The organism is Serratia sp. Ag1, from assembly GCF_000743355.1.
Taxonomy (GTDB): Bacteria; Pseudomonadota; Gammaproteobacteria; order Enterobacterales; family Enterobacteriaceae; genus Chania.
Genome location: NZ_JQEI01000003.1, coordinates 402780 through 420689 on the forward strand (window position 1 = coordinate 402780; position 17910 = coordinate 420689).

The following is a 17910-nucleotide window of genomic DNA, read 5'->3' on the forward strand; positions in this document are numbered from 1 at the left end:
TCACCCGCCGCTAGAGCTCCATACCATAATTAGATAAAATGCATATAATCTATATATAAACCATTTATGGAGCATCTTATGGGTCTTGTTAAAATTTCGGATGCGTTACATGACGATCTCCGGCTAGCCAGCCTCACCATGACGCGCTCCATCAATGCACAGGCAGAACATTGGATCAGGATCGGTATGCTGGCGGAACTCAACCCGGAATTGACCTATCCGCAGTTGGTAAAAAAGCTGATGAAAGATAACGCGCTAACGCTGAAGGAGATTATCGGGTGAAAGAGATTGTCATTAAAACGCCGGAAGAGATCGCCAAAATGCGCCACTCCGGCGCGCTGTTGGCCAAGGTGTTTGCTATGCTCGATGGAATAATCCGCGAAAATATCAGCACCATGGAGATTAACGATCGCACCGAGGCGTTTATTGTTGACGAATTGAAATCACGCCCAGCAAGTAAAGGTCAGTATGGCTTTCCTTATGTGCTGAATACCTCGATCGATGATGTGATCTGCCACGGTATGCCTTCAGCCAGTAAAATACTGCGTTCCGGCATGATTGTTAACGTGGATATCACGCTAGAAAACAACGGCTTCATTGCCGACTCCAGTAAGATGTACACTATCGGTCAGATTACACCGGTCGCTAAACGGTTAGTGAATAACGTGTATGAAGCCATGTGGCAAGGCATCAGGGCGGTGAAACCGGGGGCCAGACTCGGTGATATCGGCCATGCTATCCAGCGCCACGCCGAACAGGCCGGGTACAGTGTCGTACGTGAATATTGCGGCCACGGTATTGGCCGCGAAATGCATGAAGGCCCGGCAGTGCTGCATTACGGCCAGCCGGGAACCGGGATAATCTTGCAGGAAGGGATGGTGTTTACCATCGAACCCATGATCAATCAGGGCGATCACCGCATCAAGCAAAAGAAAGATGGCTGGACGGTGGTCACCCGTGACAAGAAACTGTCTGCCCAATGGGAACACACCGTGGCAGTAACCGCCGACGGTGTGGAAATCCTGACCCTGCGCGACGAAGAACGTCAAGCAGGGTATGCAGACCACTATTAACAACTATACCCAAAATAATTCGAGTTGCTTATAGGCGGCCAGCAACGGAGACCCCAGGAGCATAGCCCACTATGTGACTGGGGCGACGGTGCGCAGCCAACACCCAAGCAACTTGAAGTATGACGGGTATAAACGATGGATTTCAAGCCGCCACTTGAAAGACAATAGAGATGACAGGGAGCCAGGCATGACGCAGTCCGCAAACCAGCAATTTATCAATCAACTCAAGAATATCGTTGGCAACACGCACGTGCTGACCGGCGATCGCAACACCGAACGCTATCGCAAAGGCTTCCGTTCCGGCGAAGGCAAAGCGTTGGCAGTGGTATTCCCTACCCGCCTGCTGCAACTGTGGCAAATCCTGCAAGCCTGTGTTGATGCCGATAAAATTGTCATCATGCAGGCCGCCAACACCGGTTTGACCGAAGGTTCAACCCCCAACGGCAATGATTACGATCGCGAAATTGTGATTATTAGCACCCTGCGCCTCGATCATATTCAAGTGCTGGATCAGGGCAAGCAGGTGATCGGCTTCCCCGGCAGTACGCTGCATAAGCTGGAAAAACTGCTCAAACCCTATGGCCGTGAACCGCATTCGGTGATCGGTTCTTCATGCATTGGTGCTTCGGTGATCGGCGGCGTATGCAACAACTCCGGTGGTTCACTGGTCAAACGCGGCCCGGCCTATACCGAGATGGCGTTATACGCCAAGCTGGACACCAACGGCGAATTGCGCTTGGTCAACCATCTCGGGATTAAGCTCGGTGAAACACCAGAAGAGATCCTCACCCGTTTAGAAAACGGCGACTATCGCCCGGAAGATGTTGAATACGGCGAACTGCGCGCTTCTGACAACGAATACGCCAGCCGGGTACGTGACGTAGATGCCGACACCCCTTCGCGCTTCAACGCCGACAAGCGCCGTTTGTACGAAGCCTCTGGCTGCGCAGGCAAACTGGCCGTGTTTGCCGTGCGTCTCGACACCTTCACCAAAGAAGATAAAGAGCAGGTGTTCTATATCGGCACCAACGACACGGCAGTGCTGACCGAACTACGCCGCCATATGCTGAGCCAGTTTGAAAACCTGCCGGTCGCTGGTGAATATATGCACCGCGATATCTTTGATATCGCCGAAGTGTACGGCAAAGACACCTTTATGATGATCGACAAGCTCGGCACCGATCAGTTACCGCGCTTTTTCACCCTGAAAGGCTTTGTGGATGCCCGCCTCAACAAACTGCCGCTGCTGCCACGCAATCTCACTGATTGCATGATGCAAAAGCTCAGCAAGCTGGCTCCTAACCATCTGCCGAAACGGATGAAAGAATACCGCGTACGTTTTGAGCACCATCTGTTGCTGAAAATGTCAGGTTCTGGCGTGGAAGAGGCGCAACAGTATCTGCAAAGCTACTTCACACAGGCTAATGGCGATTTCTTTGTCTGTACGCCCGAAGAGGGCAAAAAAGCCTTCCTGCACCGCTTTGCCGCTGCGGGTGCAGCCATACGCTATCAGGCCGTACACAGCAAAGAGGTGGAAGATATTCTGGCGTTGGACATTGCGCTGCGCCGTAACGATACCGAATGGTTTGAAACTCTACCGCCGGAAATCGACAGCCAGTTGGTACACAAACTGTATTACGGCCACTTTATGTGCCACGTATTCCATCAGGATTATGTAGTGAAAAAAGGGGCTGACTGCCACGCCTTGAAAGAACAAATGCTGGCGATCCTCGATCAGCGTGGGGCGGAATACCCGGCCGAGCATAACGTCGGCCATCTGTATTATGCCAAACCGGATTTACAGGCTTTCTATCAAGAAGCGGACCCGACCAACAGTTTTAACCCCGGCCTGGGTAAAACCAGCAAGCAGAAGTTCTGGGGCGATCGTAGCTGATCATCTGCGAATTTAAGCACAGAAAACCCCTTATGCTGCAACAGCATAAGGGGTAATAACAGCACAGACTTCATAAGAACCAGGAACCATACCCCCACAGCACCACGGTCAGCCCAAGCAGCAGCTCAAGTAACAGGATGCCGATAGCCAGCGTCGAACTGGAGAAGATAAACCCTTCTTTGCTATCAATCCCCAAGAAATTCGGAATGCCGATGTACAGCAGATAAGCCGAATAGCCAAGGCCGATAATACCGGCCAGCAGGCACAGCCAGAGCACCGGATACAGCGCAACCACGCCGCTGAGGAACATCGGCGTCGCCACATAGCCAGCAAATACCATGCAACGGTGCAGGCTGGGGCGAGTTTCATAGCGCCGTGCCATCCAGTGGATCACCTTCCCCATCACCGCTACACCGGCCAGCATCAACAGATAAAAAGCCACGGCGGTATAGAAAGCCGTAATCATATCCAGGCGGACCGCGTGGCCATCGCCCGAAAGCCAGCCCAGCCGCGTCGTCCCGATATAGGTACAGACAACCGGTATCAACGCCATTAATAGAACGTGGTGGGTGTACAAGTGCGAGACACTTTCATTCTCGCTTTGCATGTTTTTGAACTCAGTGCGGGGGTGCGTCAATAGCCCCCAAACATGATTAACCATGAAACACCTCCATTTCACCGCAGAGTATAAGCAGCGAACCTATGTCATCTTTAACGGATAAAATACCGCATACGGGCTGTATCCACCGGACACCTTCCCTGTATGCAGTATAGTCTTTAGTTGAAAAAACGTACGCTGCGGCGACACCCCCTCTACGGTGACGTCTCCTGTAATTTCGGATAATGTGTGTATAGTCAAGGTATTGCATTGCTTTCAGGAGACGCTCTATGTCCGCTAAAATCCGCACCCGCCAGAGTGGGATTAATCAAGTTCAGGCCGGGCAGAATGTAATGGTGATTGAACCTAGCAATCTGTATGGCTGCCAGTTGGGCGACGACGTGTTCGTCGGGCCGTTTGTCGAAATCCAGAAAAACGTCAGCGTTGGCGCGCGCAGTAAAGTGCAATCTCATAGCTTTATCTGCGAATACGTCACCATTGGCGAAGATTGCTTTATTGGCCACGGCGTGATGTTCGCCAACGATCTGTTCAAAAACGGGGCTCCCAATGCCGATCCGGCCAGTTGGGGACGAACCAGGATCGGCAACCGGGTTTCCATCGGTTCTGGCGCTACCGTGCTGGCGGTCGAAATTTGCGATGACGTCGTGATTGGCGCCGGTGCGGTGGTCAGTAAAAATATCAACCGTAAAGGTATTTATGCCGGTAATCCGGCCAGGCTATTAAGAGCGCTTGATGAGTGACGCTGGGCATAGACTGATTGCCGTTATGTTGATGTTAAGTTTATTTTCCTCGCGCAATAATGATAATAGTTATCATTAAACCAGAGTGGGAATGAGGATGCGCAGGCTTGCCTTAACCATGTTGATCCCAGTGATGCTGGGATGCAGTGCTAAAAAACCCGTCGAAAACCCGGTAGAATTCAAGCCGGAAGCGGCTAACCAGCAGAATATAAAGATGAAAATGGACAATGAAACGGTCAACAAACTGCACGCCATCCTGGCGCTGCACGCAGCGGTTCCTGGGGCTGATAAAGGCCAGGCGATCGATCTGATCTCGCAGACTTTTCTCGGTATCCCTTATGTTGCCAATATGCTGGTCGGCTCTGCCAGTACGCCAGAGCAATTGGTGATCGACTTTCGCGGGCTGGACTGTTTTACCTATCTTGATTACGTTGAAGCGCTCAGAGAAGCCAGCACTGATGAGCAATTTGTCGAGAACCTGATTCAGACGCGCTATATCAATGGCGAGATTGATTTCCTGCAGCGCAAACATTTTTTCAGCGATTGGGCGCAAACAGAACAGGCTCTGGCCGACGATATTACCGCTCAACTGAGCCCCCACGCGATTAGCGTAGTGAAACATCTCAATCTTAAGGCCGATGGCGCTACTTATCTGCCCGGCCTGCCGGTGGTGGAACGCAGTATCACCTACATCCCCAGTGAATTCGTCAATGACAAAGTGATTGCGCAATTGCAGACCGGCGACTATATCGGCATCTATACCAAACTGCCGGGGTTGGACGTCACCCACGTCGGCTTCTTTATCTGGACGCAAGATGGCCCGGTGCTGCGCAACGCTTCTTCACGCAAAGAGAATATGCAAGTGGTGGATTCGCCGTTCCGCGCTTACGTGATGAATACGCCGGGTATTGTGGTCTTGCGCCCGCGTTAATTTCTGCCAACGCCGGGTTTATCTACCCGCATAAAAAATCACCGAATGCGCTAAACTGGCGGTAGCGATTTGCCGCTGCTTTTGTAATACCGCCAACTGTGCTTCAGTCACTTTAGTTAATGCCGCCGTTGGGCAAACATCCACACAGGCCGGGCCGCGCTCATGGGTTGCGCACAGATCGCATTTCACCATCACTGGTGGATACCCTGCCGTGATCTCAATGGTAATCGCACCAAACGGGCAAGCCACCGCGCAACCCTGGCAGCCGATGCAACGCCCGGCATGGGCCTCAACTTGTTCTGCCCCCATCGTCAATGCACCAGTTGGGCAAGCTGCCACGCATGGCGCATTCTCACATTGATGACACATCACCGGTACGCTGAGGTTATCCAAACGCAGCACCTTCAGACGCGGGTGAAACTCCGCGCCTTCAGTCACATGTTCCAACGCGCAGGCGATTTCACAGGTGCGACAACCGATACAGGCCTGCGGATTGGCGGCAATAAAACTGGTCATATTCCCTCCTTCTGCGTAAACATCGACAGCATCTCCTGTGCCGCCTGACGCCCGGTGACCATCGCGGTCACCACCAGATCGGCACCATGTCGCGCATCGCCGCCAGCAAATATCTTGTCGTTGCTGGTTTGCATCGTTCCGCGCTCTTTCCCTCCCGTGCAGATTTGCCCCCAACGATCGAGCTTGATACCGTGCCCACGTAGCCACGGCATATCGTGCGCCTGGAAACCGAAGGCCATCACCAGCACATCAGCCGGTAACTCAAACTCGGAACCGGCAATCGCGCGCGGACGGCGACGCCCGTCTGGCCCCGCGTCCCCCATCTCGGTGCGAATCATCCCGACGGCGCTCACCTGCCCTTGACGATTACGCCGGATGTACTGCGGCTGAACATTGAACAGGAATTCCACCCCTTCTTCACGGGCGTTGACCACTTCTTTCTTCGAACCCGGCATACTGAGCTCATCGCGGCGGTAGGCGCAGGTCACGCTGGCCGCACCACGGCGGATCGCGGTACGCAGGCAATCCATCGCCGTATCGCCCCCGCCTAATACCACCACCCGTTTGGCATGGATCTTGGTGAGTGGGTATTCCGCGCTCTCTGCCAGCCCCATCACCTCGCGGGTGCTGGCGATCAGGAACGGCAATGCCTGAATCACTCCCGGTGCGTCTTCTCCTGCTAAACCCGCAGTCATCATGCCGTAAGTGCCAACGCCGAGGAAAATGGCATCATAGTTCGCCACCAGATCGCTGAACGCCACGTCACGGCCAACCTCCTGATTCAAATAGAAGCGAATGCCCATCTCGCTGAAGATTTCCCGCCTGACGCTCAACAGGCTTTTATCCAGCTTGAACGGCGGGATACCGAAGGTCAGCAGCCCACCGATCTCCGGATGCCGATCGAAGACATCCACCTGAACGCCTGCACGCGCCAGAATATCGGCGCAGCCTAGCCCGGCAGGGCCAGCGCCGATCACCGCCACCCGCTCTTGACGCGGTGCAACGTCATCCACCTTAGGTCGCCAGCCCATCGCCAGTGCCGTATCGGTGATATAGCTTTCCAGATTACCCACGGCCACGGAACCGCCGATGTGCTTCAAGGTACAAGCACCTTCACACAGCCGATCCTGCGGGCAGACCCGGCCACAAATTTCTGGCAGCGAACTGCTTTGGTGGCATAACTCCGCCGCCTCGATAATCTTTCCTTCATTAACCAGCCGAATAAAATCAGGAATAGCGTTATGCAGCGGGCAGGTCCAATTACACCAGGCTTTTTGTGCACAATAGAGACAGCGTTCGCTCTCGTACTCGGCAGCGCATGCCTCTAACGGGTGGTATATCTCTCCGAAGTGGGTTTTACGCGTTTCAGCCTCCCGCTTGTTGGCCCCGACACGCGGTGACTTGCTCAGGAATGACTCACGCCGCTTGCCGTAACGCTCCTGCAACGGTTGCCCTTGAGCGGAGCGAGTTTGTCGTTCACGACGCAGCTGATTAAGCGTGGCTTCATCCATCAGGCGCAACGCCGAAGTCGGGCAACTTGCTACACAGGCTTGCTGCCCGGAAGGATGCTGGCTGCACAGATCGCACTTCTGCGCCAACGGTGGCGCGTCCTCATGATTAGCCACCATCTCAATAGCACCAAACGGACAGGCTATGACGCAGTTCTTGCAGCCAATGCACGCTTCCTGCTTAAGCTGAATGCTGTCGTCAGCAAACCAGAGCGCCTGCGTTGGGCAGGAGGCGACGCAGGGTGCATCGTTACAATGGCGACAAGTGGTGGCGCTGCTGACATGACGTTGAAGTACTACGTGGATGCGCGGCAGGAAATCACGCTGCTGCGGCCAGGCATCCTGCTGATGCGCGGTGACGCAGGCGATCTCACAGACATGGCAGCCAATGCAGTTCGCAGCATCGGCAACAATAAACTTATTCATTGGCTCCCTTTTATTATTCTGACCTTCACATCAGGTCGCGATGCAAGAATCAGGCGATGTTTACCTCCCGCACGGGCAGACATTGATTTTTGTGAATTGGCTCAAAAAAACACACCGTTCGGTGATGCAAGGCGTATCAATAAAACCGCGACAGAATCATGTGGCGATCCAGAATGATTCAACTTCTCTCATTATGAGAAACCTATCATTCACGCCTTGCCCTAGATCCCCCTCCGATCGCCACCGAGAAACGGCGCTTTCTGTGATAGTTGACTCATTTCAACAAATTTATCGCCTTAGAATAAAAAACTGGCATTCCCTAAGCATGGATCTAGCGGATTTTTCATCATTTTTTATTCACCACGTTTCCCAGATGGCCGCTCGCGGCTCACTGCTGGATATTCAAGGAGAAGGAAATTATGAGCGCCATTGATTCTCAACCACCCGCAATCACTGGTAGCCCCCATGCGACAGATGAGGTGGATCGTGTCCTTCCCCCAGGAAAGCTGATTATTCTCGGGTTACAGCACGTTCTGGTGATGTATGCAGGAGCCGTTGCTGTCCCACTGATGATTGGTGATCGGCTGGGTTTAAGCAAAGACACGATTGCCTTACTGATCAGTTCCGATCTGTTTTGCTGCGGCGTGGTGACGTTACTGCAATGCATCGGTATCGGGCGGGTTATGGGGATCCGTCTGCCGGTTATCATGTCGGTGACTTTTGCAGCCGTTACGCCCATGCTGGCTATCGGTATTCATCCTGATATTGGTCTGATGGGTATTTTTGGGGCCACTATCGGTGCCGGTATTATCACGACCTTTATCGCACCGCTGATTGGCAGACTGATGCCGCTGTTCCCCCCGCTCGTGACCGGTGTGATCATTACGTCTATTGGCCTGAGCATCATGCAGGTCGGCATCGATTGGGCGGCGGGTGGAAAAGGTAATCCACAGTATGGCAGCCCTGTCTATCTTGGCATCTCGTTTGCCGTGCTGTTGTTTATCCTGCTGGTAACCCGTTTTGCCAAGGGCTTTCTCTCCAATGTGGCGGTGCTGCTGGGGATTATTTTCGGCTTTGTTCTGTCGATGATGATGAATGAAGTCAACCTGAATGGCCTGCATGACGCTAAATGGTTCGCTATCGTCACACCGATGGCGCTGGGAACACCGGTTTTCGACCCGATATCGATTCTGATCATGACGGCGGTGGTGATCATCGTGTTTATTGAGTCGATGGGGATGTTTCTCGCCCTGGGTGAGATTGTTGGCCGCAAGCTCACGCCGCAGGATATCGTGCGCGGTCTGCGCGTAGATGCCGTCGGTACCCTATTCGGCGGCGTATTTAATAGCTTTCCGCATACGTCGTTTTCACAGAATATCGGGCTGGTCGGCGTTACCGGCGTGCATAGCCGCTGGGTCTGCGTCGCTTCGGGCGGAATTTTGATCACCTTCGGTATGGTGCCCAAAATGGCGATCCTGGTTGCGTCAATCCCACAGTTCGTTTTGGGGGGTGCCGGGCTGGTGATGTTTGGCATGGTGCTGGCAACGGGGATCCGTATTCTGGCTCGTATCAACTACTCCACCAACCGCTATAACCTCTATATTGTCGCCATTAGCCTTGGCGTAGGGCTGACACCAACGCTATCGCACGATTTCTTCTCTAAATTCCCTGAAGTTCTGCAACCCCTACTGCACAGTGGGATCATGCTGGCCACCTTCAGCGCCGTGACTCTGAATCTGTTTTTCAACGGTTATAACAAGCACACCGGTCTGATTCCCGATAGCCACACCGTTAAGCGTCAGCCACGTACCGTGCGCATGTGGTTGCTGATGCGCAAGGTTAAACAACAGCAACAACAGGACGAATGACGCCATTCTGGTTTGCCGCAGGGTTGCTGGAACATTAAAAGGAGCCTAGTTCTCATGAAAGATGTCATCACCGTATGCCCCTACTGCGCAGCCGGTTGCAAGATCAAACTGGTGACCGAAGCAGGAAAGATTGTCCGCGCCGAAGCGGCGATGGGCAAAAACAACCAGGGGACCCTATGCCTGAAAGGCTATTATGGCTGGGATTTCATTAACGATACGCAGATCCTCACGCCACGCCTGAAAACCCCGATGATCCGCCGTCAGCGCAACGGCAGGCTGGAGTCCGTCTCCTGGGACGAAGCGCTCAATTACGTTGCCACTCGCCTCAGCGCGATTAAAGAGCAGTATGGCCCGGATGCCATTCAGACCACCGGTTCTTCCCGTGGGACGGGTAACGAAACCAACTATGTGATGCAAAAATTCGCGCGCGCTGTGATTGGCACCAATAACGTCGACTGCTGCGCACGCGTCTGACACGGCCCTTCGGTTGCAGGTCTGCACCAGTCGGTCGGTAATGGCGCCATGAGCAATGCCATCACAGAGATAGATCACACCGATCTGGTGTTGATCTTCGGGTATAACCCGGCAGATTCACACCCGATCGTGGCAAATCACGTGATTAACGCCAAGCGCAACGGGGCAAAAATTATTGTCTGCGATCCGCGTAAAATCGAAACCGCACGTATCGCCGATATGCACATCGCACTGAACAACGGCTCAAACATCGCGCTGCTCAACGCCATCGGGCAGGTGATTATTGCAGAAGATCTGTACGACAAATCCTTTGTCGCCAACCGTTCCGAGGGTTTTGAGGAGTATCGTAAAATCGTCGCGGGCTATCAGCCGGAGTCGGTGGAAGATGTCACCGGCGTCAGCGCGCAGCAAATTCGTGCCTGTGCCCGCCTGTACGCCAACGCGAAATCCGCCGTTATTCTGTGGGGCATGGGCGTGACCCAATTCTACCAAGGCGTGGAAACCGTTCGTTCGCTGACCAGTCTGGCGATCCTGACCGGCAACCTGGGTAGACCAAACGTCGGCGTGAACCCGGTCCGGGGCCAGAATAATGTGCAGGGTGCCTGCGATATGGGGGCATTACCGGACACCTACCCGGGATACCAGTACGTCAAGTTCGCGGAAAACCGCGAAAAGTTCGCCGCAGCCTGGGGCGTAGACAGCCTGCCTGCGCACACTGGCTATCGCATCAGCGAACTGCCGCACCGCGTGGCACAAGGGGAAGTGCGGGCCGCCTATATCATGGGGGAAGATCCGTTACAAACCGATGCCGAGCTGCCTGCCGTGCGTAAAGCGTTTGACGATCTGGATCTGGTTATCGTCCAGGATATTTTCATGACCAAAACCGCTGCGGCGGCGGATGTGATCTTGCCGTCCACCTCATGGGGGGAGCATGAAGGGGTTTATACCGCGGCGGATCGCGGCTTCCAGCGTTTCTTTAAAGCGGTGGAACCGAAGTGGGATCTGAAAACCGACTGGCAGATTATCAGCGAAATCGCCACCCGTATGGGCTACCCGATGCACTACAACAACACGCAGGAGATCTGGGATGAGCTGCGGCAACTGTGCCCGAACTTCTACGGTGCCACCTATGAGAAAATCGGCGAGTTGGGGTATATCCAATGGCCCTGCCGTGACGAATCCGAGGCGGATCAGGGCACCTCTTATCTGTTTAAAGAGAAATTCTCGACGCCGAACGGACTGGCGCAGTTCTTCACCTGCGACTGGGTCGCGCCGATCGACAAACTCACCGCTGAATATCCGTTGGTGCTCTCCACCGTGCGCGAAGTCGGCCATTACTCCAGCCGTTCAATGACCGGCAACTGCGCGGCCCTGGCCCTGCTGGCGGATGAACCGGGTTACGCGCAGATCAACACCGCCGATGCCGAACGCCTGAACATTGCGGATGAAGCGCTGGTATGGATCAACTCGCGTAAGGGCCGCGTTATCACCCGCGCACAGGTCAGCGATCGCCCGAACCAAGGGGCGATCTACATGACCTATCAGTGGTGGATTGGTGCCTGTAACGAGCTGGTAGCGGATAACCTGAGCCCGATAACCAAAACGCCAGAGTATAAGTACTGCGCCGTTAACATTGAGAGGATTGCCGATCAGCACGCCGCCGAACAGTATGTGGTTGAAGAGTACAACAAGCTGAAAACCCGACTGCGCGCAAGCGCCATGGGTTAAATCACCCTACGACGAAAAAGCGCTGGGTTGACGAAACCAACCCAGCCTATTCGCTGTCTCAGCAACATATATATGCTCGGCAAAATTCCGCACTTGGGCGGTATCAGCGCCCAATCACTCTCTGCTAAGCCAATAATCTCGGAATATATCCATGTATGGAAAATTGACGTTAGCCATGATGGTCTGCTGCCTTTCCTTAACACTGGGTGGGTGCGTAGTCAGTGCTCCGCCTCGCCCCTGGTTTGAGGGGGATCAAAATTGGCCCAGTACCCATCAGGTCAAAGTTGAAAGAAACGGCCAGCAAGAAAGTATCGAAATCATAATCAACATCACCTGTGCCGACGAATCTGCTTTGTGGGTATCGCTCTATGCACACAACGACAGTCGGGCAAAGCACCGCGCGCGAATTCCAATAATCTACTCAAATCAGAGGGCTTATCTAGAAAAGGAAAATGGAGAACGAATCATCTCCGATTCAGCGTTTTACGATGATCTCAGCTTAAAGGCGGGAGGGGGAGGCATGCCGTCTGAGCGCTGCAGTGGCACAACGTCTTCCGCAGGCAGTAGACCCGCCGTAGCCTACTCAGCATGGCAGGCAGAAACCATCAACCTGAATGGTGAACAAGGAGGCATTGTCCTTCGGTTTGCTACAGCACTACCTGCTCAAGGTTCGCGGTGGGCTTTGCACCTTGGGCAGTTAACTGTCGATAACATTAAAATTGATATTCCTGAAAAGATCATCGTTTTCAGAGAACGGGAATGGCACACGCAGCTTATTCAATAGCTGGCCCGTGTAATCCCCCCCTCTATCCACAGGCGTATAGAGGGGGGGATTATCACAGCATAGGCAACTGGGAAACGTTGATTACGATTCCAACGCGTGGTGAACAGAGTCAATAATCGGCTGATAGCCGGTGCAACGGCAAATGTTCCCCTCCAGCGCATCCTTGAGCTGTTCATCACTTGGCTGAGGGTGCTTACTCAGCAGTGCGGTGGTACTCACCAGTACCCCAGGGGTACAAAACCCACACTGCACACCGCCCTTTACAACAAACGCCGCCTGCAACTTTTGCGTCAGCGGATTATCGTTCAGCCCCTCAAGGGTGGTGATCTCCGCCTCATCGCACTGCCCGGCCAGCACCAGACAGGAGCAGACCGCCTTGCCGTCCATCATCACCGTGCAGGCCCCACATTCACCAATCGAACAGCCCTCTTTAGTGGCAGTCAAATGCAGAGTATCGCGCACCAGATCCAACAGGCGCATATTCCCCGTCACCTTGGCTTCCACCAGTTTGCCATTCACCTTCACTTTGATTGTGCTCATGATTTTTCCCATTATGCAGAACGCTATCTCGCCCTGTGACTGCCCCCCCGGTTAAACGACACGGGCGGGCATCAAAGCATCATTTCCGACACACCTGCTGCACCTGCGCCATCATGTCGCGGAACATGCTGATAAACACTGGCTGTTTATAAGCCGCTGACCAGCGTTTACCAATCGCGGCATAAATCAGCTTATCCAGCACCTCACAGGCGTTGGCGATGGTTTCACTCGTCAGCTTCTGGCCCTGTAAGCAGCGCTCGACATCCAGCATACGCTGCGGCTTGCTGAACAGTGCGCCATCCACCAGACGGCAGTAGCTCACGGTGCCTTCAGCATCAAACTCCAGCAGCGCGGTCAGGCTCTGGCGCGTAATATTCAGCGCGTTACGCCGCCCGAGCTGATGGTAAAAGCCTTGCGCATGCAGCCTGGCCAACGGTGGTAATATCACCCTGGTCAGCAATTCGTCTGGCTGGCGCTGGGTTTTATAGCCAGAGAGCAAAAATTCACCGAGCGATAACGTGCGTACGCCGGTGTGAGAACGCAACTCCACGCGCGCATCGTAGATAATGGCGGGCGGGATCGAGTCGCCGCAAGGGGCGGCATTGACGATATTACCGCCGATGGTTGCCCGGTTACGAATCTGGTACGAACCCACCGTACGGCACGCCTGTACCAGCAGCGGATAACGTTCACGCAGCAGTGGATGATCGGTAATCTGGTTGAAGGTCACCGCCGCACCAATAGCTATCTCGTGGGTGTGCGGATCCTCACTCACCTGGGTCAACTCTGCCAAGCGAGAGATATCCACCAGCCTCATTGGCCGGGTCTGCAATCGCCCCTGTACGATAACGTCCGTACCGCCAGCAATGGCCGAGACGCCATCATTGGCCAATAAGGTCAGCGCTTCCTCCAGGCTCTGCGGACGTGTCACCGTCACGTCAGTCAGGCGTAATACCTGCTTTTTATTTTCCGCCTCGAGCATCATTTCACTCTGACGGTTTGGTTTCTTCAGGTTATAGCCGAGAATCACCTGCTCTAAGGTGAGCGGCAAAGTGTTGAAACGCGTACCCAGCGCAAAGCTGACCGCGTTGTTAATGGCCGCCGCCGCCAGCTCCGTCGCGGGTTCACCGATCCCTTTTGCCCCGAGCGGCCCGGCCATATCCGGGTTCTCGACGCCGATCACCGTAATCGGCGGAATATCTTTGATGGTTGGCAGCAGATAGCTGTCGAAGTTCTCCGACTTCACCTGACCATTTTCAATGTTAAAATCCTCCAGCAACGCATAGCCAAAACCCTGTGCAACCCCGCCGCAAACCTGCCCTTCAAAGCCGACAGGATTCAGGACATGCCCAACGTCGTGCGCGGCGGTCACATGCAACACGTCAGTCTTACCGGTACTGGTGTTGACCCGCACTTCGGCTATCTGGCAGCCGTAAACCCAGGTGAAATAAGGGCTGCCGCACCCTTTTTCTTCATCCCAGTGGATAGGCGGCGGCACAAACCAGCCATACTCGGTCAGGCTGACACTGGCCCATTTGGTGCTGTTGACCGCCGTTTTAAAATCGATGCGCTGACTTTGATCCTGCCTGTTGATGATATAACCGCCCTGCCAGAGAGTATTGGCAAGATCCTGCGTGCCAATGTTATCGCCGACCACGCTGAGAATACGCTGCTTGATTTTCTCTGCTGCATCGAGAATGGCTCCGCCCCCCACCATCGTCCCGCGAGTGGCGGCGGTGGAACCACCGTCACCAATCACCGAAGTCGGCGGTTCACTGAAGTGAATGTCCGCCAGCGTAATGCCGAAGGCTTGCGCTGCAATCAGCGACATAGTGGTTTGCAGGCCCTGGCCGTTTTCTGAGACCGACGTCGAGATATTCACACTACCGTCTTCATTGACCTGAATCAGCGCCGTCGAGGTATCGACACCTTCCGCGCCGATAGAACAACCGCGATAGCTGAGCGCCAGGCCAATACCGTAGCGGTTAACTCCGCCCTGCTGATTCAGCTCATGGTAATGCTGCCGCTTAGCCATAAACTCCGCCGAGGCTGTCGCCTGCTTCAGCACCTCAACGGCAGAAACGGTATGTTTATCAAATATCTGCCCTGTTACCGAAGTATCCCCCTGACGCAGGGCGTTCTTCTCACGCAACGCTACCGGCGACATCTGCAGATAGTCGGCTATCTCATCCATAAAAGATTCGTTGGCGAACACCACCTGCGGAGAACCGAAACCGCGCATCGCCGAGGTATAGCTGTTATTGGTGTAGACCCCGGTCACCTCGATATGCACATTGGGAATACGATAAGGCCCAGCAGCCTGCACCGAGGAACGCCAGGTGACAAACGGCGTCGATGCCGCATAGCCGCCGCTATCAGCCAGAATATCGATTTTCATCGCCAGAATATGGCCTTCGTCATCAAAGCCCGCTTTGTACTTCATTTTATAGGGGTGACGCTTGCAGCTTTCGATGATCGACTGTTCGCGGTTGTAGGCAAACTTTACCGGGCACCCGGTCAAATGCGTCAGCAACGCCGAACGGCAGGCCAGATGATCGATAACGTCGTCTTTGCCACCGAATGAGCCCCCCATTACCGCACGTTTAACGTTAATCTGGCTCTGCGGGCAACCCATAAATTTCGCCACAAAGCCGCGCACGCGATGCGGGTTCTGAATGGAGCCGGAAATAATCAGGCTGCCATCGGTGGGATCCAGCCAGGTGAGAACCACTTCCGGCTCAATGTAGGCATGCTCTTGAAAACCGACTTCATATTCGCGCTCCAGCACATGACGAGCCTGAGCGAATCCCTGTTTGATATCCCCTTTGAGGGTATGGTGATAGGCCGCAATGTTGTCGCTCCGCTCGGGGTGAATCAGCCGAGCTTCCGGTGCCAAGGCCTGCTCGACGTCGGTGATCGGCGTATAGGGCGTGTAACGCACGCGGATTTTATCGGCAGCTTCGCAGGCTGCCGCATAGCTGGTCGCCGCCACTACGGCGATCACATCGCCGTGAAACACCACTTCGTCTTTAATGATCGGCAGATAGTCTTTAACGATGACCCCAACAACCGGCGTACCGGGAATATCCTGGTAGGTGGCGATCTTGACCACCCCAGCAACCGACAGCGCCTCACTCAGATCAAGCTGTTCCACTTTACCGGCGGGAATGTCCGCATAGCGGCAAACGCCAAATAGCATTCCTGGCAACAGGATATCATTACCGTAAATGGCCGTTCCCCTAACTTTCGCCATGCCATCCACGCGTCCTGGCAGCGCTGAACGTAACGCACACATAACATTCCCCTATTGTCATCCATTGATGGCAAACCCGATTCAGCCAATGCAAACGATTGCAATCAGCCACGAGCAGAGCCTTCTCACTGTTAACGGATCCAATATTTGTGCCAAGAATGAAATATCTGATTTTTAGGCTTTATTTATGCCACTGCTGCCACATAACGCCACAACTGGCTAAGGAAAAACCTCCATAACAACAGCCACCACTCCCCGGTCGCCTGTTCACTTTCTCAAATTGATAAGGCGTATTTTCTCATAATAATAATCACCGCTCTCCGCAGACTGGTTTGCGCCAGAAGCCCAAAGTGGCCAAAACTGTGGAAATAACGCAACCATAAAGCATGGTAAACCTGCAGCCTATCCGGCAATCTCTTTTGATTTCTTCTTGACCCTTACGCCACGTCAGGCTTTATACCTGATTACCCGAAGCTGCAGGAGGTAGCCAAATGTTATTAAAAGTGGGCGAACTGGCACGCCGTTCAGGAATTACCGTCAGAACGCTGCATTACTACGACAGTATTGGTTTGTTGATCCCTTCCGCACGTTCCGATGCCGGGTATCGCTTGTACAACCGGGCGGATATTACCCGTTTGCACCATATTCAGGCGTTGCGCCGTATGGGAGTAACGCTGGCGGAAATCAGCGCGCTTCTGGCACGTTCAGAGCTGTCACTACCTGCAGTGATCGAGCAGCAGATGGCCATGCTCGATCGGCAATTAGTGCAGATAACCACCCTGCGCAGCCGGTTGCAGCACATGCATACACAGCTAACCCTGGGCAATGAACCCGAATTAAACGACTGGCTGACAACTTTGGAGTCAATGACGATGTACGATAAATATTTTACCGCCGACGAACTGGCGCAGTTGCCCTTCTATCAGGCCGACGAAGCACGTAATCAGGAATGGAAAGAAATGGTCAGCCATGTACATGTGCTGATGGAAAGCGGCGTCAAGGCTGAAGATCCTCGCGCCCAGGCCATTGCGCGCCGCTGGATGCGTACTCTGGAACGCGATACCGCTGGCAACCCGGCTTTTCTGACGCGCTTGAATACCATGCACGCCGACGAACCCTTGATTCGCGAACAAACCGGCATTACCCCGGCAATGACCGATTACATCACCCGCGCCTTTGCCGAAACCAAATTAGCCATATACCGAAAGTATCTCGATGAGCAGGAATATGCCTACGTGCGTGCTCACTATTTTGATCGTATGCAGGAATGGCCAGGGTTGATCGCGCAATTCCAGCAGGCTATGCAAACGGGAATACCGGCAGAATCCAGTCAGGCACAACAATTGGCCGCGCAATGGCTGGAGCTGTTCCGTTCCTATGCTGGCGACAACCCGGCGACCCAGATGAAAATCCGCCAGGCGATGGAACAGGAACCCACTCTGACTGAAGGCACCTGGCTCACCCCACCGCTGCTGGCTTATTTGCGCCAATCCATTACACAGCTAATGCAGCAAGTTGAAAATCCATGACGATTCATTCAATGAGATAATCGAGGG

Annotated in this window: 15 protein-coding genes; 10 read left to right on the forward strand and 5 right to left on the reverse strand. The window is 54.0% G+C overall.

The genetic code is table 11. The features are described 5' to 3' along the window. Window positions 1-78: 78 nt before the first annotated feature. The 3 genes from IV04_RS03115 to dld all read left to right on the forward strand — a co-directional run bounded on the left by IV04_RS03115 (window position 79) and on the right by dld (window position 2967). Complete coding sequence (locus tag IV04_RS03115) at window positions 79-282, forward strand: ParD-like family protein (protein WP_037397016.1); 204 nt, start codon at window positions 79-81, stop codon at window positions 280-282. Beyond that, complete coding sequence (gene map / locus IV04_RS03120) at window positions 279-1073, forward strand: type I methionyl aminopeptidase (RefSeq protein ID WP_037397013.1); 795 nt, start codon at window positions 279-281, stop codon at window positions 1071-1073. The genes IV04_RS03115 and map overlap by 4 nt, the downstream gene beginning before the upstream one ends. 187 nt (window positions 1074-1260) lie before the next feature. Then, entirely contained in the window at window positions 1261-2967 is a 1707-nt protein-coding gene (dld, locus tag IV04_RS03125) for a D-lactate dehydrogenase (RefSeq protein WP_037397010.1), read from the forward strand. A gap of 70 nt (window positions 2968-3037) precedes the next feature. On the opposite strand, the gene IV04_RS03130 is transcribed toward dld, so the two are convergent. After that, window positions 3038-3628, reverse strand: coding sequence for a Yip1 family protein (locus IV04_RS03130; protein WP_037397007.1), 591 nt, complete (start codon window positions 3626-3628; stop codon window positions 3038-3040). Between the two features lie 290 nt (window positions 3629-3918). Between IV04_RS03130 and IV04_RS03135 the strand changes: the two genes are divergently transcribed. After that, entirely contained in the window at window positions 3919-4326 is a 408-nt protein-coding gene (locus IV04_RS03135) for an acyltransferase (RefSeq protein ID WP_369794864.1), read from the forward strand. Between the two features lie 97 nt (window positions 4327-4423). Beyond that, a complete protein-coding gene (locus IV04_RS03140; RefSeq protein WP_037397001.1) occupies window positions 4424-5257 on the forward strand; it encodes a DUF1460 domain-containing protein in 834 nt (277 codons plus the stop codon). Between the two features lie 18 nt (window positions 5258-5275). On the opposite strand, the gene IV04_RS03145 is transcribed toward IV04_RS03140, so the two are convergent. Together IV04_RS03145 and ygfT are read right to left on the reverse strand one after the other, a co-directional pair. Further along, window positions 5276-5773 carry a 4Fe-4S dicluster domain-containing protein gene (locus IV04_RS03145; RefSeq protein WP_037396999.1) on the reverse strand — a complete coding sequence of 166 codons (498 nt, stop codon included), beginning with the start codon at window positions 5771-5773 and terminating at the stop codon, window positions 5276-5278. Then, complete coding sequence (ygfT, locus tag IV04_RS03150) at window positions 5770-7707, reverse strand: formate-dependent uric acid utilization protein YgfT (RefSeq protein ID WP_037396996.1); 1938 nt, start codon at window positions 7705-7707, stop codon at window positions 5770-5772. The genes IV04_RS03145 and ygfT overlap by 4 nt, the downstream gene beginning before the upstream one ends. A 40-nt stretch (window positions 7708-7747) precedes the next feature. Here ygfT and IV04_RS25975 point away from each other — a divergent pair, with 40 nt between their 5' ends. The 4 genes from IV04_RS25975 (at window position 7748) to IV04_RS03170 (ending at window position 12561) form a co-directional block, all read left to right on the forward strand. Then, entirely contained in the window at window positions 7748-8140 is a 393-nt protein-coding gene (locus IV04_RS25975) for a hypothetical protein (protein ID WP_152562787.1), read from the forward strand. Continuing rightward, the gene (locus tag IV04_RS03155; RefSeq protein WP_037396994.1) at window positions 8127-9575 is read left to right on the forward strand and encodes a nucleobase:cation symporter-2 family protein; all 1449 of its coding nucleotides are present in this window, start codon (window positions 8127-8129) and stop codon (window positions 9573-9575) included. The genes IV04_RS25975 and IV04_RS03155 overlap by 14 nt, the downstream gene beginning before the upstream one ends. Before the next feature lie 54 nt (window positions 9576-9629). Then, window positions 9630-11777, forward strand: a complete 2148-nt coding sequence (fdhF, locus tag IV04_RS03165) for a formate dehydrogenase subunit alpha (protein ID WP_081893149.1) — start codon at window positions 9630-9632, stop codon at window positions 11775-11777. 151 nt (window positions 11778-11928) lie between these two features. Next, on the forward strand, window positions 11929-12561 hold the full coding sequence (locus IV04_RS03170; RefSeq protein WP_037396986.1) for a hypothetical protein: 633 nt from the start codon (window positions 11929-11931) through the stop codon (window positions 12559-12561). Between the two features lie 81 nt (window positions 12562-12642). Here the strand turns inward: IV04_RS03170 and IV04_RS03175 are convergent, their stop codons facing one another. Together IV04_RS03175 and IV04_RS03180 are read right to left on the reverse strand one after the other, a co-directional pair. After that, the gene (locus IV04_RS03175; protein WP_037396983.1) at window positions 12643-13101 is read right to left on the reverse strand and encodes a (2Fe-2S)-binding protein; all 459 of its coding nucleotides are present in this window, start codon (window positions 13099-13101) and stop codon (window positions 12643-12645) included. A 79-nt stretch (window positions 13102-13180) separates the two neighbouring features. Next, a complete protein-coding gene (locus IV04_RS03180; protein ID WP_037396981.1) occupies window positions 13181-16396 on the reverse strand; it encodes a molybdopterin cofactor-binding domain-containing protein in 3216 nt (1071 codons plus the stop codon). A 449-nt stretch (window positions 16397-16845) separates the two neighbouring features. On the opposite strand from IV04_RS03180, the gene IV04_RS03185 reads away from it, so the two are divergent. Beyond that, on the forward strand, window positions 16846-17883 hold the full coding sequence (locus IV04_RS03185) for a MerR family transcriptional regulator (protein WP_037396979.1): 1038 nt from the start codon (window positions 16846-16848) through the stop codon (window positions 17881-17883). The last annotated feature ends 27 nt before the right edge of the window (window positions 17884-17910 follow it).

Coding starts and splice junctions, on each gene's coding strand:
- IV04_RS03115 (WP_037397016.1), top strand. CDS start 79: ATGGGTCTTGTTAAAATTTCGGATGCGTTACATGACGATCTCCGGCTA.
- dld (WP_037397010.1), top strand. CDS start 1,261: ATGACGCAGTCCGCAAACCAGCAATTTATCAATCAACTCAAGAATATC.
- IV04_RS03130 (WP_037397007.1), bottom strand. CDS start 3,628: ATGGTTAATCATGTTTGGGGGCTATTGACGCACCCCCGCACTGAGTTC.
- IV04_RS03135 (WP_369794864.1), top strand. CDS start 3,919: ATGGTGATTGAACCTAGCAATCTGTATGGCTGCCAGTTGGGCGACGAC.
- IV04_RS03140 (WP_037397001.1), top strand. CDS start 4,424: ATGCGCAGGCTTGCCTTAACCATGTTGATCCCAGTGATGCTGGGATGC.
- IV04_RS03145 (WP_037396999.1), bottom strand. CDS start 5,773: ATGACCAGTTTTATTGCCGCCAATCCGCAGGCCTGTATCGGTTGTCGC.
- ygfT (WP_037396996.1), bottom strand. CDS start 7,707: ATGAATAAGTTTATTGTTGCCGATGCTGCGAACTGCATTGGCTGCCAT.
- IV04_RS25975 (WP_152562787.1), top strand. CDS start 7,748: ATGCAAGAATCAGGCGATGTTTACCTCCCGCACGGGCAGACATTGATT.
- IV04_RS03155 (WP_037396994.1), top strand. CDS start 8,127: ATGAGCGCCATTGATTCTCAACCACCCGCAATCACTGGTAGCCCCCAT.
- IV04_RS03170 (WP_037396986.1), top strand. CDS start 11,929: ATGTATGGAAAATTGACGTTAGCCATGATGGTCTGCTGCCTTTCCTTA.
- IV04_RS03175 (WP_037396983.1), bottom strand. CDS start 13,101: ATGAGCACAATCAAAGTGAAGGTGAATGGCAAACTGGTGGAAGCCAAG.
- IV04_RS03180 (WP_037396981.1), bottom strand. CDS start 16,396: ATGTGTGCGTTACGTTCAGCGCTGCCAGGACGCGTGGATGGCATGGCG.
- IV04_RS03185 (WP_037396979.1), top strand. CDS start 16,846: ATGTTATTAAAAGTGGGCGAACTGGCACGCCGTTCAGGAATTACCGTC.